This window comes from Acinetobacter cumulans (assembly GCF_003024525.3).
Taxonomy (GTDB): domain Bacteria; phylum Pseudomonadota; class Gammaproteobacteria; order Pseudomonadales; family Moraxellaceae; genus Acinetobacter; species Acinetobacter cumulans.
The window spans coordinates 3243873-3269908 of record NZ_CP035934.2; the positions used below are offsets into that span (position 1 = coordinate 3243873).

A 26036-nucleotide genomic window follows, 5' to 3' on the forward strand; every position below is an offset into this window, starting at 1 on the left:
CATAACAAAAACTTAGATTTCGTTATTTACTGCTTATCGCTAAGTTCTTTGCTGTGTTTCACTTTTATTTGACCTGACTATTGCGTGAGCTTTTAATCAAGAACACCATAAAATGTGCTTATTATGGCCTTTTTATGTTTAAAAACCACTGACCACCCTGCTTATTTTTCAAAACAACAACCGTGTTTTGCGCTTTATCGATTACTCTTGGCACACGATGCTTAAATAGGACATGTTCATGCGTTTTTCTGAAGCCCTTTGGCAACGCAATCTCAATCTGTATGAAAAAATATTGGCACACCCATTTAACCAAGAACTTGCACAGGGTCGCCTCGAGCAAGGGGCCTTTTGCCATTATATTATTCAAGATGCACATTATTTAGTGAACTATGGACGTGCCTTAGCAGTCTGTGCTGCCAAAGCTTTTGATGCTGAAGATATTATTCAATTTTCCGAAGCTGCCAAATTGGCCATCGTATTTGAACGTGATATGCACAATAGCTTCTTTCAAAATTTTCACATTAGTGCCGAAGACTTTACCAATACGCCACTGAGCCTTGCTTGCCACCATTATTGCTCATTTTTAACGGCAACTGCATGGTCTGAAAGCTATCCCGTGGTATTGGCATCCTTACTGCCATGTTTTTGGATTTATGCTGAAGTAGGCAAAAACATTGTGCATCATTCTGTGCCGAATAACCCTTATCAAGCATGGATCGACACCTATGCAGGCGAGGAATTTAACCAAGCCGTCAATAATGTATTAGCAACCATTGACCGTGTAGCCAGTCGTTGTGATGCCGATACTTTAGAAAAAATGCATCAGGCCTATACCCGCGGTGCCGAGTTAGAATGGCTGTTTTGGGACAGTGCCTACCAACAAGCCAAATGGCCAGGCTTAACCGCAGAATAATACTTATACGAAGCTCACAACGTGGGCTTCACATTTGCCTTCAATATAATCGAACTTTGCAATCCGCTACACATTCGCCATATAAGTATTCCAGCCATAAATCAGGCCCGCCGCCACGACGATCCAGCATAGCGTCGCCAGACTCAAACATGAGAGTACGGACATTCGCGTTGCCAACACATACACCACCAGCAAATACACAAAATAAGGAATCAATGCCCACAAACCAAATAAAGCGGTTTGAGCTAAAGCCTCACTGCCCCGCTCTTGCGCGACAATCACATGTGCAATTAAAGCAAAAGTAGGAAAAAGTGGGACTAAGCCTGCAATATAAAATGCCTTACTTTTTGAAAGAATAGAAATCAGGAGCACGACGCCCGCCCCCATGACACATTTCAAAAATAAAGACAGCATCGCCCATCCCATCGTTCAAGATTAAAAAAGCGTAGTCTACGCTTGTTACCCAGTTTTAAACATATTGCCTGATTTGAGCTAGCATAAAAAATAATGCATCAGCATTAGACTTTATGTCACAAATCATGCAAAATAAATGATAATAATTATCATTCAATAATTTATTTTTTCATTTATCCTTGCGAGGCAAAAGAAATGCACCAAAATAATTTAGGCACAGAAGCCATCCGCGCATTTTTTACATTGCAATGTTGCTGGCTCAACAGTGAAGAAGTGTATTTAGAAAAAGGCTGTACCCATTGTGGTTCTGCCGCCACCTATTTAATTTATTTTACTAATGTTCATATTCAAAAACTGATGTTGCAGTTTATTCAGCAATATCAATGTCATTTGTCACAACGGATGGATTTACTCGACTTACATCATTTTGCAACCGACTACAATCAATTTTTAAATACCTTAGAAAACGAAATTAATTTTTATGCACGTACACATCACGAACTTCCGAGAACTCAAGCCTTTGAAGAAATCGAATCGATCTTTGAACGCCCGTACTCACGTGCCTGTTAATCTACGCGCTGATTGTTAAAATCATTTGAAGCCTAAATCGGACATGAGCATCCTTTTTAGGTTTCAGTGCGCAGAAACTTTAAGCCATAACATTCACCACCAACAATGCAATGAGCGCAGGTAAGGCTTGAACATATAAAATCTTTTTACTGACAGTTATTGCCCCATAAACGCCTGCCACAATGACACAGCCCAAAAAGAAATTGGCCAATGAAATGGCAAAAGCGTCTGTTGCACAAATTGACCAAATCAAGCCTGCAGCCAAGAAACCATTATACAGACCCTGATTTTGCGCAAGTACTTTGGTCAGTTGTGCTTTTTGTGGCGTATTGCCAAAAACTTTCATGCCCAAGGGTTTATCCCATAAGAACATTTCGAGTACTAAAAACCCAATATGTAAGATTGCTACTAATGCGATACACAATTGGCCGAGTATCATCTTTACACTCCTTGATTCACGTTATTTTTATTCAATAGAAGCATTACATAGCACCTATGCCGTTTTACAATACAACAGTTGGGCCAAATATGAAAAATTGCATGCAAGACGACATAAATTGACCCTTAAAATCATCTGAATAACACTTGAACATTTTTCATGCGCTATCATATAGAGCTGTATTGAAAATAATTTTTTAGGATCATTTCATGAGCCAAAGCCATATCCGAATTCGAGGCGCACGCACCCATAATTTAAAAAATGTGAACCTTGATATTCCCCGCGACAAATTCGTGGTGATTACGGGGCTTTCGGGTTCTGGTAAATCTTCCCTTGCCTTTGACACCCTGTATGCCGAAGGTCAACGCCGTTATGTGGAATCTCTTTCGGCTTATGCGCGTCAATTCCTGTCGCAAATGGAAAAACCTGAAGTCGACTCAATTGAAGGCTTAAGCCCTGCGATTGCCATTGAGCAGAAATCTACTAGCCATAATCCACGCTCAACAGTGGGCACAATTACTGAAATTTACGACTATTTGCGTTTACTGTATGCACGTGTCGGCACGCCCTACTGTCCTGAACATGACCTGCCGATGGTGGCGCAAACCATCTCAGAAATGGTCGATGCCGTTAAAGGCTTAGAAGAAGGCACAGCTTTAATGCTACTTGCTCCTGTGGTACGTGAGCGTAAAGGTGAATATTCGAATTTATTTGAACAGCTACAAAGCCAAGGTTTTGTCCGTGCCCGTGTCGATGGCGAAATTGTTGACCTCGACCCAATTCCAGAACTGGATAAAAAGAAAAAACACACCATTGAAGTGGTGGTTGACCGCTTTAAAGTCCGTGATGACTTAGGCAACCGTATCGCCGAAAGTTTTGAAACTGCGTTGCGTCTAGGTGGCGATATTGCCATTTTGTCTTGGATGAAAGGCGAACAAGACGATCGTGTATTTTCAGCCAAACACTCTTGCCCTGAATGTGACCGTGCTGTTGCCGAGTTAGAGCCACGCCTGTTTTCATTTAACAACCCATTTGGCGCATGCCCGACTTGTGACGGTTTAGGGACTCGTAGTCATTTTAGTGCTGACAAACTGATTCCCAATAATGAAGTGAGTATCAGCCAAGGGGCAATCCGTGGTTGGGATCGTCAACGTCCTTACTACTACAGCATGATTGAAAAAGTGGCTGCCCATTTTGGCTTCTCACTGGATACGCCGTGGAATGAACTGGATGCGGAAACCAAAAAGAAATTTTTGTATGGCACAGGCAAAGAAAAAGTTGATCTGAGCTATATCGATGAACGTGGCCGTAAGCACAGTCGTGTTCAAGCGTTTGAAGGGATTTTGCCACATCTGGAACGTCGTTACCGCGAAACTGAAAGTAACTATGTCCGTGAAGATTTAGCACAGTATCTGTCTAATGCCGCTTGTGATGCTTGTGGTGGTTCACGTCTAAATGAAATTTCCCGCCATGTACGCGTGAAAGACAAAACCATTGCTGAAATCACTAAAATGTCGATTGGCGATGCGGAAAACTATTATCAAGACCTAAATTTGGAAGGTGCAAAAGGTGAAATCGCCGATAAGATTTTTAAAGAAATCCGTGAGCGTTTGCACTTCCTTGTCTCTGTTGGTTTGAATTATTTAAGCCTATCTCGCTCGGCAGAAACCCTTTCTGGCGGTGAGGCACAGCGTATTCGTTTGGCTTCGCAAATTGGTGCAGGCCTAATGGGTGTGATGTACGTGCTGGATGAACCTTCTATTGGTTTACATCAACGCGATAACGACCGTTTGCTCGAAACTTTGGTGCGCCTGCGTGACTTAGGCAACACGGTTTTAGTGGTTGAACATGATGAAGATGCTATTCGTGCAGCCGATCATATTATTGATATTGGCCCAGGCGCAGGGATTCATGGCGGTCATGTGATTGCCGAAGGCACATACGATGAAATTCTAAAAAATGAAAATTCGCTGACTGGCAATTACCTTTCAGGCAAACTGAAAATTGAAGTGCCTAAAACACGTGTGCAACCGCCAAAACCTGAAGAACAAATCAAGCTGATGGGCGCTGCGGGTCATAATCTAAAAAATGTCGATCTAACCATTCCTTTAGGCATTATGACTTGTGTGACGGGGGTATCTGGTTCAGGTAAATCGACACTGATTAACCGTACCCTTTTACCGCTGGCGGCAACACAGTTGAATGGTGCAACGACTTTAACTGCTGAAAAATTCGATTCGATTGATGGTTTACAATTCCTTGATAAAGTCGTGGATATTGACCAAAGCCCAATTGGCCGTACCCCACGTTCGAACCCTGCAACTTATACAGGTTTGTTTACGCCGATTCGTGAATTGTTCGCACAAACCCAAGAAGCCAAAGCACGTGGTTATGCGGCAGGTCGTTTCTCGTTTAACGTAAAAGGTGGTCGCTGTGAAGCCTGTGAAGGCGACGGCATGATTAAAGTTGCCATGCATTTCTTGCCTGATATGTATGTGCCTTGCGATGCCTGCCACGGCAAACGCTATAACCGTGAAACTTTGGAAGTCGGCTATAAAGGTAAAAACATTTCAGACGTGTTGGATATGACGGTTGAAGATGCAATGCATTTCTTTGATGCCATTCCTGTGATTCACCGTCGCTTAGAAACTTTGCATCAGGTTGGCTTGGGCTACATCCGTTTGGGTCAGTCTGCAACCACGCTGTCAGGCGGTGAAGCACAACGTGTAAAACTGGCGCGTGAATTGGCAAAACGTGATACGGGTAAAACCCTATACGTGCTAGATGAGCCAACGACTGGTTTGCATTTCCACGACATTGCCAAGCTCTTAGACATTCTTCATGAACTGCGCAATAAAGGTAATACCATTGTGGTGATTGAGCATAATTTGGATGTGATTAAAACCGCAGACTGGATTGTGGACTTAGGCCCTGAGGGCGGTTCAGGCGGCGGTATGATTGTGGCTGAAGGCACGCCTGAAGAAGTTGCTAAAAATAAGGTTTCGCATACAGCGAGATTCTTAAAGCCGATGTTGAAATAGTTTAATCCTCCCCAACCCTCCTTTTCCAAAGGAGGGAGTATTCCAATATTAATTTAATGGAGTCACCCTTCTTTTTTCTTGCGCCATATATGGCTCAGGGTTAGGGGATATTTAGTTCTCTAGCCGAATTATCAGATAATCCATATACTTTTTATGAAATTCTGATTCTTTACCTTTCTCTTCATAGATTTCGATAACCATTTTCCTAAATGTAACTTCAAAATTTGAAATCAACGGTTTTTCAAGTATTTTGTTAACAACATAACTACTATTAATATTAATGGTACTGAATCGCTCATCTTGAGGAATTTTTCTAAATAGTAAATCTTTCCACTCTTTTTTGGTGGCATTTTCTACTGATAATTTATCTTCATTACTCCAAGCACCGTTAATATATATTTTGAACACTGCATCTATCAATACGGGTAAGTTTTCAGAACTAAGTTCCAACTTCTCAATACAATCGTTAAAAGCAGGTCTAATATCACCTAAATGATTTACTCCTACAAATGATCTGCGCTTTTTAAGTATCTGCTCACGTATCCACCCACATGTCAAACGCTCTAAATCCTTTACCTTGTCAATATGCCCAAATATCTCTAAAACTTTAATTGCAAAACTAATCATTCCAAGATTTTCAAGACCAATAACTTTCTGGGTTATTTCATATAAATCTTGTGGAAAACTTTCACGAGCTTGTAAGCCCAAAAAATCATGTAAAAGCTGATTAAAATTATCTTTTATTTCATTATTTTTCTCAGATATTTGCTCTGAATTAGCTAATGCCTTTATCCCATCTAAATCCCAATCATCCGATTGTTCAAACCATTTTTTTAATTTACCACCCCACTCATCCATTCTAATAAATGGGTTCGGAAAAGACTGCCGTAACATTGCATAGTTTTTTAACTTTACATCACTCCATTCTTTCTTCCTTTCTTCATGAATATATCGACAATCAGCCCAAGAAATTTCTCTAGCAACTCCAAAATCCTCAATAAAATAGCCTTGTAAGATTCTTAATAAGATATTTTCTTTTGTTGACTCTGCTATTTCTTCCGGTAATTGTTCTACAAATATCCTATACAGCTTTATGACCTTTTGAAAAAATCTAAAATTATGAATCTCTAACTCTTCTGCAAACTTCACCATCAAATCAACCAGAGATTCATCTATTCCTTTTGTATTAGCACGAATTAAGGGCTCAACAGATGTTATTTTAATAGTTTCATCAATTAACTTTTCTTTATATTCAGCATATTTTTCTTTGTTTTTATCTTCAGTTTTTGTTTCATCTAAAATCAAAACTATCTGACAATATTTTTCTAATTTAAGCTGATTCGCTAAGCCCATCACATCCTTAATGTCAAGCTTGTTTGACATACGTTCAAAGTCATCAAAACAAATAATCGCATCTTTAACTTGGCTAAACATTAAAGTATCAATAAGCTTTGCTGGAGCACTAATCCCTAATTGATTAATACGCGTATCTTTAAAAATTGCAGGCAACCCTTTAAGCCATTTTGGAACTTCCATTGAAGAATGATTATTTTCAATATTGCTATATATCTGTGTTTTTAAATCACTCAAAGATTCCAAACCAAATAGCGAAACATACGCATATTTACGATTAAAAATCTTTTCATTTCTAAAAGTTCTTTCTTGTGACAATTGTCTTGCTAAAAAATCCTTCCAAAAGAAAGTTTTTCCAATGCCCCATGAGCCCGTAATCGCAATTGCGATCCCCTTATTATCATTTTTACGAAAAATTTCTTCTAAACGTTGTTCTTGAGCCTGATTCATTTTTTAGGAATATTAAGGATTTGTCTCTTTTATATCTATAAATCAATCTAAATTCAATCACATGACAGCGACATGGATGTCGCCAGTTTGACTGGGGCAGCACGGACGTGCCCTCAGTCAAACAAAAGCATTTTGCCTACTTTTGTGCTTTCAAAAGTAGGAATATCCTACGCAATGGAAGTTCAACACCAATGCAAGTTAAGGACATTCATTCAGCTTTTAAATTGAAAACAACCTTCACTAAAAATATAACTGGGACAGTACAAATACACCCTCTGCCAAACAAAAAGCATTTTGCCTAATTTTGTGCTTTCAAAAGTAGGAACTTTCTACGAAATGGAAAAGCAATCACATTGTAAAACAAGGACGTGCAGACATTCTATTTTTTATAAAACTCAATTTGGACAGCACGGATGCACTCTCAACCAAACACAAGCATTTTGTCTACTTTTGTGCTTTCAAAAGTAGGAATATCCTACGCATTGGAAACTCAATCCCCCAATGCAAATCGAGAATGCTTAGAACTAATACTTGAAACGAATCTTCACTAAAATTTAATTAGCGCAATACCAACACACTCAATCAAAAGTAAAACCGAGCAACACAACATTTAATCCGAAACAACATTTCGACCTTTCACCTTGGCACGAAACAAAGCCTCATCCGCTTTTTCTAATAAATCTACCCATGTCTGCTCACCTGTAGCCACACCTGCACTCACCGACACCGTCAGTGGCTGAGCTGAATTTCCAACTTGAAGCATAATGTCCAAAACAGCCAAACGAACTTTTTCAGCAATCTGCAAAGCCTGAGCCAAATCCACATGTTCCAATAAAATTAAAAACTCATCACCACCGTAACGCACCAACATATCTGTTGCACGGATATGATCTTTCATCGTCAAAGCGACTGCTTCAATCACCCGATCCCCCACAACATGGCCATGTTGATCATTCACCGCTTTAAACTTATCAACATCAAACAAAATCATGCAATGATTTGAAAAGTTCTGATGACTTTGTTCAATCAAAGCCACATATTTCATTAAAGCAAAACGGTTTGATACACCCGTTAACGAGTCTGTATACGCGTGGTGCTTAAGTTGAAACTCCAAAGCATCACGTTCTTGTAATTTCTGTTTTAAATGAAAAATGGCATCAAATAAACTGACGGAATGTGATGCCGAAGCGCTACCACGCTCTGCTTGATCTTGTGCCAAATCAAAAAGTTGCTGTCGAGCATGTATCAAAGGCGCAAAGACCCATTTTTTGGCATAAATCATGGTAACAATGACCGCAGCCAAACATAAAAAGACCGACACTAAGGTGTATAACAATTTAGTTCGCGCTGCATTTAACTCAGCTTCTGCCTGTAATACACTGCTGTCTAAAATGTAGTTTTGTAATTCCACCACAGAACGAAAGTGGCCCACAATTTTCTGTGTTAGTTCAATACTACTTAGCGTATAAGGCTCATGATGCAAGCTATTAAATAATAGGCCATCGACCAAAGGTAAACCTTGGTCTAAAAACCGAGTTTTGACTTGCTGATGCAAACGCGTAAATTCAGCACTCTGCACGTTATTGGGATGAATCACATCAATCAACTTCCACAAATATCGACTTTGGCGTTGTGTCTGCAATGATCTGGCCAAATCATCTTCAGGAATACTTTCATTAAATGCCACAGCCGCAATAATATTTGAAGCCGATCGACCTGCCTGATCACGCAAATCGGCAAGCAATAAAATCAGTGGATAGTAATGTGAGCTGGCTGTTTCTTGTCCGTGGGAATGATCTACCAGTGACTGCAAAATATCATAGCTTTCATCCCATACACTAAACATGGTACGAATGGCATGGTTCAATTGAACCGATGAACGTTGCTCTATGGGTAAATCAATATAAGCATCAACAGCATCGCGACCATGCTTCAATGCTGGCACCAATTGTGACACTATTTTTTGTGTTCCGATCTCATTCTGCGACTGCTTCAAGGTCACTAATGTCCGTTGCAGAGCCTGATCGACTTCTGCACGTCGTGTATTTAAAGCCAAACGGTGTGTCTGCAATTCTGCTTTTGTACTCGACATTGCACTGTTGGCTGGGCCACGCTCAGATGAAATCAAATTAGCGAGTTCTGCCACCGCTTTTAAACTTTGCATTTCTGAAAGCGCGACTGCATTTTTTTGATAGCGCTGATAACTTTGGATAATGAGTGGCAATGCCAACATGAGCACTGAAACCACGATAATGAGCATCGCTAAATTTAAACGTTTGCTTAAATGCTCAGAACGCAATTCGTGCATAACCCATACCTTAAATTTACTTTCGCTCTGGCTGTGTCGAAAAATACAGCTGTATTTTTACTCAATTATAGCAATCGAATACATAGTTTCCAAAAAATTAAGCCACAATTGAGCAATAAACTCCTGATTTTTTTAATTCAGATAGAGTTTTTTATGTACATTGCATAGAAAATATTTACACACGCTACAAATTAGTGCATAATGCACCGCATTAGGGCAATCTAATTAATTCCTCAGCAGATTTTTTAGTTTTCCCGCAAATTTTGGCGTAAAAATCCCAGTTTTGTTTCAAAACTGGGATTTTTTTTGCCATTTAAAAAGTTTAGCTGGTTTTTAACATACAATAAACGCACCATATTGATGCATAAAATATAAAAGGAATATTTTTATGCCTTGCCTTCTTCAGGCATTTTTATCATTTATTCGCACAGCAGAGTCGTAAGCTAAAATTAAAAAATTAGACAAAAAAAAGCCCAACCTTGGGGAAAGCTGGGCATATAAAATAAATCATTTATGGAGAATCCAATCACAACATTTTAATAAACAATGTCGTATTCGATCTTTCAATTATGATAATAATTGTAGAACTTGTAAAGTATATTAATTCAGTAAGGATTGAAATACAACACTAAATTGCAACAATTATGCATATTAAATCACATTATTCACCAACTAGTGTCTATTTTTTATACCATTCCGTTTTTTTTGACTATTTTAAACAACACCAAGTCACATTATTTACTCATTTATACGCACTATTTTCATTTGGTTTATTTTTTGAACAATTGAAATTTACTTAGTTTATTTTGATTTTAATCGCTTTTTACAATTAATAAATGACTTATTTCTGGGCATTTTTTTTCTATCAATGTGCTGTAGAGCGCACTGAGTGCATTGTTATGAATCATTTTTTTAATTGGTTGACATTATTTTATAGAAAAACTTCTTTTTGATCAAAAAACAAACAAAATACTTTTCATGAATTTAATTGCTTTTAAGATCATTGACTTAATAAATTGTTACAATACAATGCTCAATGTTTAATCCATTAGTAACATAACTGGTAATTCTCATGAAAAAACTCGGTTTAGCCTCTGCTTTATTATTAGCCATGACCGGTGCACAAGCGTACCAAGTAGAAGTACAAGGTCAATCAGAATACATCGACAACACTGTAAATAGCAAAAACTTCACAGGTGCTGTACAAGGTACTTACTATTTCAAAAATGTTGACTCTTCTAAAGGTCCATTGGCTGAAGCAGCATTCTTAAACCAAGCTTCAAATGCATCTTTGGCGTATAACTACGGCGAATACGATGTAAATGGTATTGCTGACCAAAACACTCACACAATTGGTGCTAAAGCTGAAGCTTACGTTCCAACTAAATATGTTCCTGTATATGCTAGCGCATCTTACAGCAACACAATTATTGACAACAAAGATCACAAAGCTGACGACCACGGCGACCGTTTCTCTGTAGAACTTGGTGCTGTAGTTGCGCCTAACTTCTTAGTTGCTTTAGGTTATACAAGCGCTCCTAACCAAGTTGCTTACGATGCATTCGGTATTCTTGCGAATGGCGTAGCTCAAGCAGCTCAAGAACAACAAACTATTGGTAAAGACCAAGACGCAATCACTGCACGTACTAAATACGTTGGCGCGATTGACGGCACTAACATGGCGATCGGTTTCGAAACTAACGCTTTGTTTGCTGAAAAAAATGCTTACGGCTTAAAAACTGATTTATACATCAACCCAGCTCTAAGCGTAGGTGCTTCTTATGCACAAGCTAACGGCGCTGTGAACAACAAAGAAGCTTGGGGCGTGAATGCTAACTACTTCATCACTCCAGCTGTTGCTGTTGGTGTTGACTATGTAAACGTTAATGCTACAAACAACGCGAAAACAGATACTCAAACTGTTGGCGTAAATGCAAAATTCCGTTTCTAATTCATTTTAGAATCTGAATCAAAAAAGGACGCTTTTCAGCGTCCTTTTTTATGTTGCATCATCATCGTTTTTATTTGTTTTCTGATTGGGTAAATAGGCAATGTAATGTAAAGCAATTAAGCGTGACACCACCAAAGTCAAGTACATCACTCCACAAAACATTTGTAGCATCGCCAATACACGTGCTGGCGCGCTCATCGGCATTAAATCAGACAAACCTGTCGCTGACTGTAAGCTAAAACTCAAGAATAAGAGATCAAGCCAAGACTGTAAGCCTGGCTTAGTTGGGTTCATAAAACTATCGGGATAAATTAACTGACAAATGCTATATAAGAAAGCAAAAGCCCATGCAATTAAAGTAAAAACAGTACCCGCAGCAAATAATTCATCTTTGGTTAAGTAACGGTCCGAAAACATATAACGTACTACACCATAAGCCGCACTCAAGTAAGCACAAGCTTCAAATGCATGAGCAATGATCTGAATATTTGGATCATTTACCCCAAATATAATTAGGGTTGAAAATAGCACCGCACATCCGACAAAACTCAGCCCTAAAATTGTAAACATTGGAGTTTGTCGAATGACTTTGGCAATAATCAATAACACCAATACGCCCATGACCCACAATAAAGCGCGAAATGATGAACTTTCACGGGCAAAAGCTGTGAGTATTAAAATCACAAATTGTGTGAGTAACAACCAAGCCGAAGGCAACAAGCGAAAGCCTTTCCAAAAATCAATAAATGCCCGCATAAACACTTTATCCTTTTTGTTTTTCATCGCATCAATATCCACTACCATCTGGATCGCTGATTCTTTATATAAAAATTGATACTGCTGTTTGCCAATAGGCACCATTTCTCCAAAAAATTCAAGAAGCTTTATTATATTGCTTTGGATGAAAAGAATTATGTTCATCTTTATCAATAAATATTTACATGATAAATTTCATAAATTGATTCATAGCATCAATATGCAATACAAGAAAATTGATTATTTTTTTCTAAAAAATTCAATGCATGTCAAACTAAAATGAGAACACTTGTTATCTACAGATAATATATTTATTTATCAATATCTCATGAAAATTTTGCCCTTTTTCACCCTATTAATCCTCTTTATTTGTTTTTTATCTATTTATTTAATAAAACTTAATATTCATAAAAAATAATTCAGGGTACGGCTATGAATAAAAAACTACTTTTGGCAGCATTTATTGGCGCAAGCTTTTCTCTAAGTGGATGCGGAAGCTCCAGCAACGATGGCAACAATTCCAGCACAGACTCAGAACAGCCCGCTCCAAGCAATCCTTCACTCCCTACTATACCTGTTACTCCGAGCGACCCAACCAGCGATAAAGAAAAAATTGAAGCACAGGAGATTGCAGCATTTTTTCTTCATGCCATTACAGCTGAAACACTCAATAATGGCTTAATTGACCGACTGTTCTATCTACAGGAATATATGCTTGATGATGAAGCAGATAATTTAGACTGTTATAAAAAAACAGTCATATCTGGTAGCACTTTTACTTTAACAAAAGAGTGTACAGTGCCCTATGATGCAGGCTCATCCTTTAAAGGCTTATCTGGCTCCTTTAGTGAATCTGGAGATCCAGAAAGCAGTACTGGCTTGAATACCAAACTGGGTAACTTAAAAATTGATGTTGATGATGCTGTATTCACTGCGAATGGCACGCTGAATATTAAAGACAGTGCAAATACTGAGACACATAGTACAAATGATTTAGTCATTAGCTCTGAAGCAACTGGAAATAAATTCTATTTCAAAAACTTTATCCTGAAAAATACCGAAACCAGCTCAGCATTTATCAATAAAGCTTCTGGAGAACTTACAGTCACAGATAAAGACGGTCAGATACTGTATGCCGTTAGCTTCGATCAAGATTCTGATTGGAGCACATTAGCAGGAAACACTTACCCTACACTTGGAAAACTCAAAATTCAATTTAAAAATGACAGCACCCGTTACCTGACATTGACTGCCTTAACAAACAAAGATAATGCAACTTACTATGCGCAGGCAGGCACAGGTACGCTCGAAGATAATGTGACAAAAGCTTGGAAAGACATCATTATCAATCCTGCAAAATATAAATTACCTTGAGCGTATAGACATTCCTTTTCGCAATAAAAAAGCCCCTCTCTAGGGGCTTTTTTAAGGTGTTCAGATTAGTGATCTGAAGCACCAGAGATACCCATACCTGTTTGTGAACGTACATACTGAGCATCAAATGCTTTACGTTCTGCTTGCGCTTGTGCTGAGTTATCCGTTACAGAGAACAACCAGCAGCAGATAAACGCCAAAGGCATTGCAAAAATTGCTGGACCATTGAATGGGTTTACCGCAGTTTCTGAAATAGCCAAAGTATCTACCCAAACTGCTTTAGACAGAATAATCAATACAACAGCAGTAATTAGACCCACCAAGCCGCCGATCACTGCGCCACGAGTCGTTAAACCTTTCCAGAACATTGAAAGTACAAGCACTGGGAAGTTTGCGCAGGCAGCAACAGAGAATGCTAAACCCACCATGAATGCAACGTTTTGTTTTTCGAACAAAATACCTAAAATCATGGCAAAAATTGCTAGACCTAAAGTGGCAATTTTAGACATGCGTAGTTCAGATTCAGGCGTTGTTTGACCTTTTTTGAATACGTTCGCATACAAGTCATGAGAAATTGCTGACGCACCTGACAGTGTTAAGCCCGCAACAACTGCAAGAATTGTGGCAAATGCAACTGCTGAAATAAAGCCCATGAACAAGTCACCACCCACTGCATCTGCAAGGTGTACGGCTGCCATGTTGTTACCACCCACAAGTTCTAACTTGCCAGTAACTGCCATTTTTGCAACATCAATGAATTGTGGGTTGTTTGATACATAAAGAATCGCACCAAAACCAATGATGAAGGTTAATAGGTAGAAGTAACCAATAAAGCCTGTTGCGACAACCACAGATTTACGTGCTTCTTTCGCGTCTTTTACCGTGAAGAAACGCATAAGAATGTGCGGTAAACCAGCTGTACCAAACATGAGTGCTAAGCCTAATGAAATCGCATCAATTGGATTGGCTGCTAACTTACCAGGGCCCATAATATTTGACGCTTCAGCTAGCGTAACCTCATGTACTTTTGAAAATACTTGGATCGACTGAGTGAACATTTCAGAGAAGCTAAAGCCCACGCCTTTCATAACCATAAATGCCATGAACGTAGCACCAGACAATAACATCACGGCTTTAATAATTTGAACCCATGTTGTTGCCAACATACCACCGAAGATGACATAAGCCATCATCAGAAGACCAACGATCACCACCGCAATGTTGTAGTTCAAACCAAAAAGTAGTTTGATTAACTGACCTGCACCAACCATTTGCGCAATTAAATAAAATGCAACAACAACAAGTGAACTCACTGCTGCCAAGGTACGTACTGGTTTTTCAGCTAAGCGAAATGACACAACGTCTGATAAGTTGAATTTACCCAAGTTACGTAAACGTTCAGCCACCAAGAACAATACAATTGGCCAGCCCACCATAAAGCCCAATGAGTACAGCAAGCCATCAAAGCCTGAGCTGAACACCATTGCCGAAATACCCAAGAATGACGCAGCTGACATATAGTCACCCGCAATCGCTAAACCATTTTGGAAACCTGAGATCCCGCCACCTGCTGTATAGAAATCTGCAGTATTGGTGGTTTGCTTGGCTGCCCATTTGGTAATGAAGAGCGTTAAACCAACAAAAATTGCAAACATGATGATTGCATGCCAGTTGGTTGCTTGTTGCTGTGCTTCACCCAAATCTGGGCCAGCCATGGCAACACTCGACATGAGCAGGGCTGGAACAGCCAACGCCTGCGCTTTCAATGAATTCCATTTCATCTTAGTGCGGTCCTTTTTCCTTCGCAATCGCCTCAACTTCTCGCATTGCTTCTTCGTTTAATTGGTCTAGTTTGTTGTTGGCAATGTACGAATACACACCACACAAAACAAAAGACAACACAATAATGCTCAGTCCTAATGGCATGCCAATCGTGGTGACACCACCACTCACAGATGTCATTAGAAATTCTTTGTTGTAGCCAACCAGTAACATGAAACCGACATAAACCACTAACATGATGATCGTTAGTGTCCAACTAAGATTACTTTTCCTGCGCACCATCTCTTTAAATTTTGGATTTTGCAGAATGCGTTCAACCTGAACTTCATCCATAATTACACTCCTGACACCCGACCTTGGGTGTTAACTTTTTTTAATTCGAATTATTACCAGCACAAAGTAACAAGCTTCTAGGGCTGCTGTAATTTAGACTTTGGTCGTTAAATTTTGACCATTTTCGGTGGGGGCTGGGCAGATGCGGTATGATAAAGCCATGATTTATCTGCTGCAGACAATATGAACAGTTGGCTCATTATTGGGGTGCTCGCCCTTTATATCGCATTACTTTTTATTTGCGCCTTTTTTGGTGAAAAGCATGCCAGTCGCCTCAGCACACGCGGGCGTATGTTGCTGTTTAGCTTAACCTTAGGCGTTTATTGCTCGTCATGGACTTTTTATGGTGCGACGGGTGCGGCGGTGCGTGAAGGCATTATTTTCTTGCCTATTTATTTAGGGCCACTGCTGTTTGTTGCGGTAGGTTATGACATTTGGCGCCGTTTAGGACGTGTACGCCAACACCATGCAATTTCATCGATTGCCGACTTTGTGGCAGCGCGTTATGGTAAAAGTGGCCCCTTGGCGTCCTTAGTCACCATTTTAGCCGTCATTGCGATTATTCCTTATTTGGCATTGCAACTTCGTGCAATTGCTCTCAGTGCAGCTGTCATTTTAGAACCGACTGCAGGTGGCATTGCCTCAACCACCAATGGAGTACTGTTCCTCACAGGAATTTTGGCCATTTTAGCCATGATCTTTGGCACACGACAAATTGCCAACACCGAGCAACATGGTGGCCTCATGCTGGCTGTGGCCTTTGAGTCATTTGTGAAGCTTTTTGCACTATTGGCTGTAGCAGCCTTCTTTATGTTTGAAGCACCCGAAAATTTGCATCAAATTAGTCAAGACATCAGCATTACGTTTAAAGAAGTCCAAATGTTTGGTGTACCTGAAAGTTTCTGGGTACAAACATTATTGGCAGCCTTGGCCATTATTTGTTTACCACGTCAGTTTCATGTGGCCGTGGTCGAACTCCGTGATGAAAAGCATATTCGTGGGGCACGCCGTTGGTTTGCCGTGTATCTGATTTTAACTACTATTGCTATTATTCCAATTGCCAGCTGGGCCTTACATGCAGCCCCTGCGTATTTAGCAATTCCAGATGTTGCTGTACTGTCTTTACCACTGAGCTATAGTCAAGATTGGTTAACGCTACTGGCCTTCTTAGGGGGCTTTTCTGCCTCAACAGGTATGCTATTGGTGTCCTCTGTTGCTTTATCAATCATGCTCAGCAATGACTTGATTATGCCTGCACTTTGGCGCACCAACATTTTGGCTCGTCACGATAAACGCTTGCCACTGGTACTAAAATTTACCCGTCGCGTATGTATTTTAGCCGTGATGCTGTTGGGCTTTTTGTTCTTCCATTTCTTCAATGATATTGATCAACTGTCTGTATTTGGTCTCTTGGCCTTTAGTGCAGTTGCGCAGTTCGCACCTGCACTGATTGGTGGCTTATATTGGCGTGGTGGTAGTAAACAAGGCGTGTATGCAGGTCTGCTCACTGGCTTTGCCATGTGGGCCTATACCTTATTATTTCCAACTGTTTTACGCAGTTTGCCTGCACCCTTTGAAGCGTTAAGCCAACAAATTATTCAAGATGGCCCCTTTGGCATTAACTGGTTACGTCCTGAAGCCTTACTCGGTTTTGAGTCTTTTGATCCGCTTACGCATGGTGTGGTCTGGGCCTTAGGTCTGAACATCCTGTTGTATATTTGGGTATCTCGTATTTTCCGTCCAAGCATTGCCGAGCAAATTCAGGCCGAAAGCTTTTTCTATTACGAAACCAAGCCACTGCCGTCGCACAATGCTTCTAGTGATATTAATTATTTACACCACGACGTTGCACGCTTAAAAGTCGGTGATCTATTGACACTCGCAAAACGAATTACTGGTGAGGGTCCTACCCTACGTGCCTTCCAACAATTCTGTACGCAAAACAATGTCACCCTCAATGAAAACAGTAGTGCCAATGGCATGTGGTGGCGTTTTACCGAGCAATATCTTGCGGGTACGATTGGCGCGGCCTCTGCCCGTACTTTGCTGACCACAGCGATGGTCAACAACGGTCTGGCTTTAGGTCAGGTGGCCAATATTTTAGACCAAGCTTCACAGTGGCAGCGCTTTAACCAAAACCTCATCATGACCATGATTGACCACATGACCCAAGGGGTGAGCGTGGTCGATGAAAATATGTGTTTGGTGGCATGGAATAACCAATATCTCAAGCTTTTTGATTATCCAAAAGATATTGTCTATGTTGGTTGCCCAATTTCAGACCTGATTCGTTATAACGCCGAGCGCGGTGAATGTGGTCCTGGTTCGATTGAAGAACACGTCCGTAAGCGAATTCATTGGATGCAAGTCGGCAGTTCGCATGAATTTGAACGGATTCGTAAAGATGGTCGTGTCATTCAGATGCGCGGTAATCCAATTGAAGGTGGTGGCTTTGTGACGACTTTTGCTGATATTACCGCATTCCGTGAAAACGAAGCTGTACTTGAAGCACGTGTACAAGATCGTACTCAACAATTGGCGGATGCACTATCTGAACAACAATTGGCACGTGAAGTGGCCGATAAAGCCAATATGTCGAAAAGTCGCTTTATTGCAGCGGCCAGCCATGACTTATTACAACCGATGCATGCAGCTCGCTTATTTAGTACAGCCTTAGAGCAAAGTGTGCAAAATGATGAAGACCGTCGTACCCTACAACAGCTTGATCGCGCCCTACACGGTGCAGAAAGCATGCTGTCGGCTTTACTTGATATTGCACGCCTAGAAGGCGGTACGATTCAGCCGAAGCGTCAAGCTTACCCGTTGCATGACTTACTCAGCGATTTAGAATTACAGTTTAAATCGATCGCAGCGCAGCGTGGCATTCAGTTTAAAGTGCATGATGTTCAATTCTGGATTGACACAGACCCACAATGGATTCGACGGATTATTCAAAACTTTGTGAGTAATGCACTGCGCTATACCGCGCGTGGGCGCGTGGTGGTCGGCGTATTACGTTCGAGCACTCAACCACAGCATATTCGCATTGGGGTGTGGGACACCGGCCCAGGAATTGCAGAAGAACAACGCATCAAACTCTTCCAAGAGTTTGAGCGCTGTGGACATACTTCACCGTGGGGTGAGCAAGGCTTAGGTCTGGGCTTGGCGATTGTCCAACGGATGACCAGCTTACTCGACTACCCTGTGCATGTGTATTCAGATTTGGGCAAAGGCTCATGCTTTATGATTGAAGTACCTTTGGTTGAAGCACCTAAAGTGGTGGCTGCCCCTGTACAAGCAGTACCACTACGTACCAAAGCCTATAAAATTTTATGCTTAGACAACGATGAAACCATTTTGGAAGGAATGTCGACCTTACTGACCAAATGGGGTTATCAAGTCTTTAAAGCCACAGAACCCGAGCAAGCTTTGGCCATGATTGAACAAGAAAATATCCAAGTTTGGTTGGTCGATCAGCATTTAAATAATGGTAAGATCGGACTCGACTTTATCTTGAATAACCGCCAAGAAAATGTCCCGACTGCGCTGATTACGGCGGACTCTGATCCAGAATTACCGCAGCGCCTCAAAGAGCACAATATTGTATTGCTGAAAAAACCGCTGAAACCTGCATCTTTACGTTCTTGGCTGTCTGGCTTAAAAATTTCCAGCGCTGATTAAGCTGAAAATTTCGCGTCATCAAGGCCTATTTCAATCCTCTGAAATAGGCTTTTTTGATTATCACGATGTAATCATCTCGACGATTGGCTGGAGTTTTATACAAATGTGCATAAAAGCTCAAAAAACACGCAAACACAAACAGATTAATTGACCAAAAATATCAAAATCAATTTGCCTATGGCGAAATATAACTTCATTTTAAGTGAACAGTTGTACACTTACTTACAATTTTTTAAGTGATTGTTTAAGCAATTATTTTTTGTACATTTTGTTATTTTTAATACTTTAGTCGTATTTTTTTTAAACAATAAAAAGCTCAAAACACAAGTAAACAACGGCCTCATTTTTTGCTCACTGTTCTGCTTAATATCAGGCTCATCCCATTCAGAGGAATTTCGCTATGGACATGTCCAAAGATCTAACACAAGGTTTAGCCCAAACCCAGCAATTTCATCGCCAATACGGTGCCAATGCACTACTCCCCGAAATTAGCTGGACTGAAGTTTTTGATCACAGCAGCTTAGCACCAGAACAAGTACAAGCACTTGAAGTGCTGTATCAAAGTGCTGTTCCCCTAGCACTACAAGTATTTGAAGAACTTAATTTTGATGTATTTACACCGGCTGCCTATAAACCACAAGGTTTAGGTTTGTTTGATCGTTTGGCCGAGCAAGAACAAGCGCTGTTAGCACGCTTACAGGCCGAATCAAAACATTTACCTACAGCAGTACATCATCAAATTTGGAGTATGTTACTGCGTGGTGGTGCCGTATTGGTGTTTAAAGCATGGCTGGGCAAAGTGAAAACTGGCCTTAACCAAATAGATACCACACAGTTTGATGAATTATCGGATTTACTGTTTATTAAGACTTCGCCTTTTGAGTTGGCGGGCTATTTAGATGTCGATATTAATTCCAAACAAGACCATATTTTCCTCATGCAAGGCCAAGATGTTTATCTTGATCGTTTTAATAGCCTCGAAACGGCCGCACTCTTTGTAGACTTGGGGGTATATGATGCAGCCTTCTTAAGCCTACGCGATGACCATGTGGCGGCTTACTTAAAAAGTAAAGGCTATGTGACCGATGAACAAATTGAAGAACTGCAATGTGCCTTAAATCCACTGTTTTGTACCGACTTAAATCCAAAACAAAATTATGTGGTTTAAGCGAGCCCTGATTTATAGCTCGCTATGGCAAACTAAAGCGATAAAAAAAGACCTCGGATGAGGTCTTTTTTTATCAGTGCCTTGTTGGCTACATGTGCGAAAGTACGCGCACGCTTCACACCATCAAACAGCCTTACATTTTTTTATCTTCAATATTTAACGCATTAATAGCCAATACCGCTTGAGTACGATTTTGTACCCCCAATTTACGGAAAATCGCTGTCACATGCGCTTTAATGGTCGCTTCTGAAACATCGAGCTCATAGGCAATTTGTTTGTTGAGCAAACCTTCTGCCACCATCATCAGTACACGGAACTGTTGAGGCGTCAGGGATTGAATACGTTCTGCTAATGCGGTTTCATCTGCCGCACGCGGGTCAAATGCAGTACTACTTGGCAAGTTTGGCGGTAACCAGATATCACCTTCCAAAACTTGACGAATTGCTTCACCAATATGGCTTGGATGCGCTGATTTTGGAATATAGCCCATTGCACCATGTGCAATCGCACGATGAATAATCGAAGATTCTTCATGTGCAGAGACCACGATAATTGGAATTGCTGGATACTGTGCACGGACATGCACCAAAGCAGAAAAACCTGAAGCACCGGGTAAATTTAAATCCAGTAAAACAAGATCTGGCTCTGCGCCACTTTCTAAACGTTCATAAAATTCATTGACTGCAGCAGTCTCATGAATTTGAGCCTGCGGTAGACTATAACGAACAGCCTGAATTAAAGCATGACGAAACAATGGGTGATCATCAACGATTAAAATATTCATAAGCAGCGTGAGAGATCTTGTGCACAATAGCCCTATTCTAACCACACAAGCTCTATTTAGGATATGCAGGAACTCACTATTTTTAAAAGAATATGCTTTTTTTCACCTGAATTTATCTACTTTTCTCCAATTTCTCTAAATCTGCATTTCTAATCTTTTTTTTTATAAATTTTATCAAGCACATGAAAATACTTAGTCGCTAAAAATATAAATTTAAATTTCAACTAATTAATAGGTATTTATCTGGCTATAAATACCATAAAAACTTATATCTCAAAAACAGATAACTTTTCGTCTTTTCCTTATTTTACAGAAATTAGCCTGATCGGCCTTAATGATTGTTATTCCGAGCTAACCCATTTTCAGGTTAAAAAATGTCAAATGTAAATCTACAAAAACCACTCAATATTGTTGCTGTATCAGGTGGTCTCAATAATCCTTCAAAAACTGAAGCTTTGGTTCAAGCGATTTTAGATGAACTGGCAGATGCCACACCAATCAATGTGCACTTTATTAAATTTAGTGAAATTGGCCAATTATTGGGTGGCGCAATTTACCGTAATCAATTGCCCCAACGTGTGCAAGATGACTTGGCTGCCGTAGAAGCTGCTGATGCGCTGATTGTGGGTACACCAGTTTATCGCGCTTCATTTACAGGATTATTCAAACACTTCTTTGACTTTGTAGAACAAACTGCATTGGTCGATGTACCTGTATTGCTGGCAGCATCTGGCGGTTCAGAGCGTCATGCTTTGGTACTCGAACACCAGTTACGTCCATTGTTTAGCTTCTTCCAAGCACAAACACTGCCAATTGGTGTGTATGCAACAGATCGCGACTTCACACCTGAATACACCATTCATAGCGAATTACTGCGCGAGCGTATTACCTTAGCCGTAGCACGTGCTTTACCTGTACTTGAGTGGGCACCTGCCAAAGGTCTTCGTGCTGAAGCCGTTAAAGAAAAATCTCAACAAGCCAATCAGAACTTAGGTATTAACAAACAAATTGAACAAGCCGAAGTTCTGCCTTCAGCTGCTGTTCCAAGTTTAGATGCTGCTGAAGCGCGCTTACATCATAAAAAACCAAAGACACACGTCGCTTAATCTTGAGCTCATTCGAGGGTATATGCCATGTCAAAGAATAATCAGAACATCACATTTGCATACTGGGTTCCCAATGTAAGCGGTGGCTTAGTGGTGAGCCAAATTGAACAACGCACCGATTGGAGCTATGACTACAACGTGCGCTTAGCGCAAGCCGCTGAAAAAAGTGGCTTCGATTATGCTTTAACGCAAATTCGCTTTACAGCTGGCTACAATGCAGAAAATCAGCATGAGTCTGTGAGTTTTAGTCATGGCATATTGGCAAAGACCGAGCGCCTCAAAGTGATTGTAGCGATTTTACCCGGTCCATGGAAACCCGCGCTGGCCGCGAAACAGCTGGCAACCATTGATCATCTCACTAATGGCCGTATTGCCATTAATGTGGTGAGTGGTTGGTTCCGTGGCGAGTTTGATGCAATTGGTGAAGAATGGCCTGAACACGATCAGCGCTATGCACGCTCAGAAGAATTTATTCGTAGTTTAAAAGGCATTTGGACACAAAATAACTTTAGTTTTGATGGCAAGTACTATCAATTTAAAGACTATACCTTAAGCCCAAAACCACTACAAAAACCACATATTGAAATTTTCCAAGGTGGTAGTTCACGTGCAGCCCGCGATATGGCTTCACGGGTATCAGATTGGTACTTTACCAATGGCAACACCCCTGAAGAGCTGAAAAAACAAATTGATGATATCCGTGAAAAAGCCAAAGCCAACAACCATCAAGTCAAAGTTGGGGTCAATGCTTTTATTATTGCCCGCGATACCGAAGAAGAAGCAAAAGCTGTCTTGCAAGAAATCATTGATAAAGCCAATGTAGAAGCAGTAAATGCCTTTGGTGATGCCACCCGTGAGGCAGGTGCAGCCACGCAAGAAGGCGAAGGCAACTGGGCAAAATCAACTTTTGAAGATTTAGTTCAGTACAACGATGGTTTCCGTACCAATTTAATCGGTACTCCACAACAAATTGCCGAACGTATTGTGGAACTTAAAAGTGTAGGCGTAGATTTAATCTTATCGGGCTTTTTACACTTTATTGAAGAAGTCGAATACTTCGGTGAAAAAGTATTGCCATTGGTGCGCGAGTTGGAAGCACAGCAGCAAATTCCAGCAAAGGCGGTCTCAGTCGCTTAGCAAACTCAACACACCCTAATAACGACTATAATTTTGGCAATTGTGATTTGTTCCTCCAAGGCTCGGCTTGGAGGATTTTTTATTGCGCACTTTTATTTATTTGCACTGTGTTTTGAATCGTCACAGGCCTGTTTTAAGCCTTGCATTGCATCTGGTGCCATTGGTGCAGTCATCATACCACGGTAGTTCATACAGGCTTGGCTTTCTTGCATCACTTGAGGCTGAGTACTGGCACAGCCATAAATGAGCATCGCAGTACAACTCAAAAACAACATCTGAAATAGCTTGTTCATCCTCAACTCCCAAAATAGTTGACTTTCGAAGTGTATACCGCCCTACTGTGCTGGCCTACTTTAAAACCGTAAAATTTCCGCACAATTTTCAACACCAAAGCCACAAAATCCATTTACACTTAAAACGCTACACATTCAGCTCAAAGGAAATCTGCAGATGTACACAGGCATTGTTCAAGGCTTAGAAAAAATTCTAGACATCCGCCAGGGGGATGGCTTTATTACATTGGTCGTTTCCAATGATCACAATTTTTTCCATGATGTTTTTATCGGTGCCAGTGTTGCGCTCAATGGGACATGCCTGACTGCAACGCAGATCGATTTAGCTGCCAATCAAGTGCATTTTGATGTTTCAAATTTAACGCTTAGCTTAACGACTTTAGGAAGTCTCAAAACTGGCGATGAAGTCAATATTGAACGCTCTGCCAAAGTGGGGGCTGAAAATGGTGGCCATAATCTGTATGGACATATTGAAGGCATGGCTACTGTCAAGCAGCTGAGTCGTACAGGTGATACCGTGCATATTGATATTGAAATTCCACAGGGCAATATCAAATACTTTTTTTTAAAAGGCTTTATTGGCCTCAATGGTTGTAGCCTCACCGTCAACCGTGTAGACCGTGATGCCTCAGAAATATCCATTGACTTGATTCCTGAAACACTACGCCTCACCACATGGAAAAATGTCAAAGCTGGCGATGCTGTGAACTACGAAATTGATCAAACCACGCGTACGTTGGTGGATACCTTAGAAAATATCCACCGTCGATAAAACCTACGTATCGCTTCATTTTTTACAATGCAAAATTAAAAAAGGGCTTCAATGAAGCCCTTTTTTGCATAGCAACGTTTAAGAATAAAAGCTTGGATCGGGTACTTTGCCTGTCAGTACCCACTCACCAATTTCCTGATATTTATAATCAATGGGATCATGCAAGGTTTGTGTACGCACATTACGCCAAAAACGGTCTAAATTCAGCTTGGCTGTGGTGGCACGTGCACCCATCACTTGGAAAATATTCTGGGTAATATTTAATGATGCATTGGTGGCTGCAATTTTTGCCGTGGCAATAGCAACAGACACTTCACCACGCTGTGCTGCTGTTAAGTTTGCACCTACATCCCAAGCCGCTTGCAATTGATCAATCGCTTTGTGCGCCAGCAAACGTACGCTTTCGAGCTGTACATAAAAATCTGCAAAGTGTTTTTGGGTATAGGGATCATTCACCGCATTTTCAGCTAAAGATTTTGACCATGCCTTTTGCGTTTGCACGGTCTCTATTGCTGTTTGATATGCACCTTCTGCCACGCCCAAAAATAAATGCACAAAAATCAGCTGTGCAATCAGTGGACGTAGGCTGGAATACGGCGTACTGAGTGGCCCTGGATTTAACAACAACTCACTTTCATGAATTTTCACTTGTTCAAAATGACTGGTGCCACTATCCGTTTGGCGCTGTCCCATATTGTTCCAATCACCTAAAAAGCTCACGCCTTCACGTGCTGTTGGAATTACTCCAATTAATAATTTGCCTGCATCGTTATAACCCGAGCAGAGTAAAATGTCGGAATCGATAGAGCCTGAACAAAAGCTTTTATCGCCCTGAAAGACGTATTCTTCTGGCGCAGTTTTTACCGCGGTTGTGCGACGGTCTAAAGGGTTTAAAGTATTGCCCCAAAACAAATTTTTCGCTGCCGTTTGTTTAAACCATGCGCCATATTGCTCAGGCTGGGCAAAGAGCTGCACCGTGGCAATCAATAAGTGATGAAAGCCATACACATGTGCCAAAGAACTATCAACACGAGCAATGGTTTGTATGGTTTTAAAAATCTGTTGCCAGCCAGCATCTTGGCCACCATATTCACGTGGAATCGACAGCGATAACAAACCACTTTGACGGATTAAATCACGCTCATGCTTTGGGTTTCCGCCCTGCTTATCACGTGCCGCCGCTGTTTTTGCAAACTCATCAGCAAGTTGTTGTGCAATCTGTAGAGGGTCTCGCGACAAAGGCGTTGAAGCATTCATATTATTCAAATCTAATGTTCTCGTTCTATCCAAGCTTAACAGAGCACTTAGGCCTGATTTATATCAATGCCTGCTGTACTTATTCTAAAATTAAAAATGCTGCCATGACGGCAGCATTTTTCTAATCTCCCCAATTCAGTGTTCGTTGCCATGA

20 protein-coding genes are annotated in these 26036 nt (G+C 40.7%); 10 read left to right on the forward strand and 10 right to left on the reverse strand.

Features of this window, described 5'->3' with window-relative positions:
- Positions 1–238 precede the first annotated feature (238 nt).
- Complete coding sequence (tenA, locus tag C9E88_RS15275; protein WP_106984234.1) at positions 239–913, forward strand: thiaminase II; 675 nt, start codon at positions 239–241, stop codon at positions 911–913.
- 66 nt (positions 914–979) lie between these two features.
- Here the strand turns inward: tenA and C9E88_RS15280 are convergent, their stop codons facing one another.
- Positions 980–1327, reverse strand: coding sequence for a GlpM family protein (locus tag C9E88_RS15280; protein WP_106984233.1), 348 nt, complete (start codon positions 1325–1327; stop codon positions 980–982).
- A 195-nt stretch (positions 1328–1522) separates the two neighbouring features.
- On the opposite strand from C9E88_RS15280, the gene C9E88_RS15285 reads away from it, so the two are divergent.
- Positions 1523–1897, forward strand: a complete 375-nt coding sequence (locus C9E88_RS15285; RefSeq protein ID WP_106984232.1) for a hypothetical protein — start codon at positions 1523–1525, stop codon at positions 1895–1897.
- 79 nt (positions 1898–1976) lie between these two features.
- Here C9E88_RS15285 and C9E88_RS15290 read toward each other — a convergent pair whose 3' ends face one another.
- Positions 1977–2336 (reverse strand): DUF1304 domain-containing protein, encoded by a 360-nt coding sequence (locus tag C9E88_RS15290; protein ID WP_218646761.1) that lies wholly within the window; start codon positions 2334–2336, stop codon positions 1977–1979.
- Positions 2337–2545: 209 nt separating this feature from the next.
- Here C9E88_RS15290 and uvrA point away from each other — a divergent pair, with 209 nt between their 5' ends.
- On the forward strand, positions 2546–5377 hold the full coding sequence (gene uvrA, locus C9E88_RS15295; RefSeq protein ID WP_106984231.1) for an excinuclease ABC subunit UvrA: 2832 nt from the start codon (positions 2546–2548) through the stop codon (positions 5375–5377).
- Positions 5378–5488: 111 nt separating this feature from the next.
- Here uvrA and C9E88_RS15300 read toward each other — a convergent pair whose 3' ends face one another.
- Both C9E88_RS15300 and C9E88_RS15305 read right to left on the reverse strand, forming a co-directional pair.
- A complete protein-coding gene (locus C9E88_RS15300) occupies positions 5489–7180 on the reverse strand; it encodes a P-loop NTPase fold protein (protein WP_106984230.1) in 1692 nt (563 codons plus the stop codon).
- Positions 7181–7790: 610 nt separating this feature from the next.
- Positions 7791–9488: a GGDEF domain-containing protein gene (locus tag C9E88_RS15305; RefSeq protein ID WP_227865822.1), complete on the reverse strand. Its 1698-nt coding sequence runs from the start codon at positions 9486–9488 to the stop codon at positions 7791–7793.
- A 1072-nt stretch (positions 9489–10560) separates the two neighbouring features.
- On the opposite strand from C9E88_RS15305, the gene omp33-36 reads away from it, so the two are divergent.
- Positions 10561–11439 (forward strand): porin Omp33-36, encoded by an 879-nt coding sequence (gene omp33-36, locus C9E88_RS15310; RefSeq protein WP_106984229.1) that lies wholly within the window; start codon positions 10561–10563, stop codon positions 11437–11439.
- Positions 11440–11487: 48 nt separating this feature from the next.
- Here the strand turns inward: omp33-36 and C9E88_RS15315 are convergent, their stop codons facing one another.
- The gene (locus tag C9E88_RS15315) at positions 11488–12195 is read right to left on the reverse strand and encodes an ion channel (RefSeq protein WP_106984300.1); all 708 of its coding nucleotides are present in this window, start codon (positions 12193–12195) and stop codon (positions 11488–11490) included.
- Positions 12196–12627: 432 nt separating this feature from the next.
- Between C9E88_RS15315 and C9E88_RS15320 the strand changes: the two genes are divergently transcribed.
- A complete protein-coding gene (locus tag C9E88_RS15320) occupies positions 12628–13569 on the forward strand; it encodes a hypothetical protein (protein ID WP_106984228.1) in 942 nt (313 codons plus the stop codon).
- Between the two features lie 65 nt (positions 13570–13634).
- On the opposite strand, the gene C9E88_RS15325 is transcribed toward C9E88_RS15320, so the two are convergent.
- Both C9E88_RS15325 and C9E88_RS15330 read right to left on the reverse strand, forming a co-directional pair.
- The gene (locus C9E88_RS15325) at positions 13635–15350 is read right to left on the reverse strand and encodes a cation acetate symporter (RefSeq protein WP_106984227.1); all 1716 of its coding nucleotides are present in this window, start codon (positions 15348–15350) and stop codon (positions 13635–13637) included.
- A 1-nt stretch (position 15351) separates the two neighbouring features.
- Positions 15352–15684 (reverse strand): DUF485 domain-containing protein, encoded by a 333-nt coding sequence (locus C9E88_RS15330; protein WP_106984226.1) that lies wholly within the window; start codon positions 15682–15684, stop codon positions 15352–15354.
- A 183-nt stretch (positions 15685–15867) separates the two neighbouring features.
- On the opposite strand from C9E88_RS15330, the gene C9E88_RS15335 reads away from it, so the two are divergent.
- On the forward strand, positions 15868–19365 hold the full coding sequence (locus tag C9E88_RS15335) for a PAS domain-containing hybrid sensor histidine kinase/response regulator (protein ID WP_106984225.1): 3498 nt from the start codon (positions 15868–15870) through the stop codon (positions 19363–19365).
- A 400-nt stretch (positions 19366–19765) separates the two neighbouring features.
- The gene (locus C9E88_RS15340) at positions 19766–20533 is read left to right on the forward strand and encodes a hypothetical protein (protein WP_106984224.1); all 768 of its coding nucleotides are present in this window, start codon (positions 19766–19768) and stop codon (positions 20531–20533) included.
- Between the two features lie 133 nt (positions 20534–20666).
- On the opposite strand, the gene C9E88_RS15345 is transcribed toward C9E88_RS15340, so the two are convergent.
- Positions 20667–21317 (reverse strand): response regulator, encoded by a 651-nt coding sequence (locus C9E88_RS15345; RefSeq protein ID WP_106984223.1) that lies wholly within the window; start codon positions 21315–21317, stop codon positions 20667–20669.
- Between the two features lie 374 nt (positions 21318–21691).
- Between C9E88_RS15345 and msuE the strand changes: the two genes are divergently transcribed.
- Positions 21692–22423, forward strand: a complete 732-nt coding sequence (gene msuE, locus C9E88_RS15350; RefSeq protein ID WP_106984222.1) for an FMN reductase — start codon at positions 21692–21694, stop codon at positions 22421–22423.
- A 27-nt stretch (positions 22424–22450) separates the two neighbouring features.
- On the forward strand, positions 22451–23560 hold the full coding sequence (gene sfnG / locus C9E88_RS15355; RefSeq protein ID WP_106984221.1) for a dimethylsulfone monooxygenase SfnG: 1110 nt from the start codon (positions 22451–22453) through the stop codon (positions 23558–23560).
- A 92-nt stretch (positions 23561–23652) separates the two neighbouring features.
- Here the strand turns inward: sfnG and C9E88_RS15360 are convergent, their stop codons facing one another.
- Entirely contained in the window at positions 23653–23853 is a 201-nt protein-coding gene (locus C9E88_RS15360) for a hypothetical protein (protein ID WP_106984220.1), read from the reverse strand.
- A gap of 157 nt (positions 23854–24010) precedes the next feature.
- On the opposite strand from C9E88_RS15360, the gene C9E88_RS15365 reads away from it, so the two are divergent.
- Positions 24011–24625: a riboflavin synthase subunit alpha gene (locus tag C9E88_RS15365; protein ID WP_106984219.1), complete on the forward strand. Its 615-nt coding sequence runs from the start codon at positions 24011–24013 to the stop codon at positions 24623–24625.
- 78 nt (positions 24626–24703) lie between these two features.
- Here C9E88_RS15365 and C9E88_RS15370 read toward each other — a convergent pair whose 3' ends face one another.
- A complete protein-coding gene (locus C9E88_RS15370) occupies positions 24704–25882 on the reverse strand; it encodes an acyl-CoA dehydrogenase family protein (RefSeq protein ID WP_106984218.1) in 1179 nt (392 codons plus the stop codon).
- Between the last annotated feature and the right edge of the window lie 154 nt (positions 25883–26036).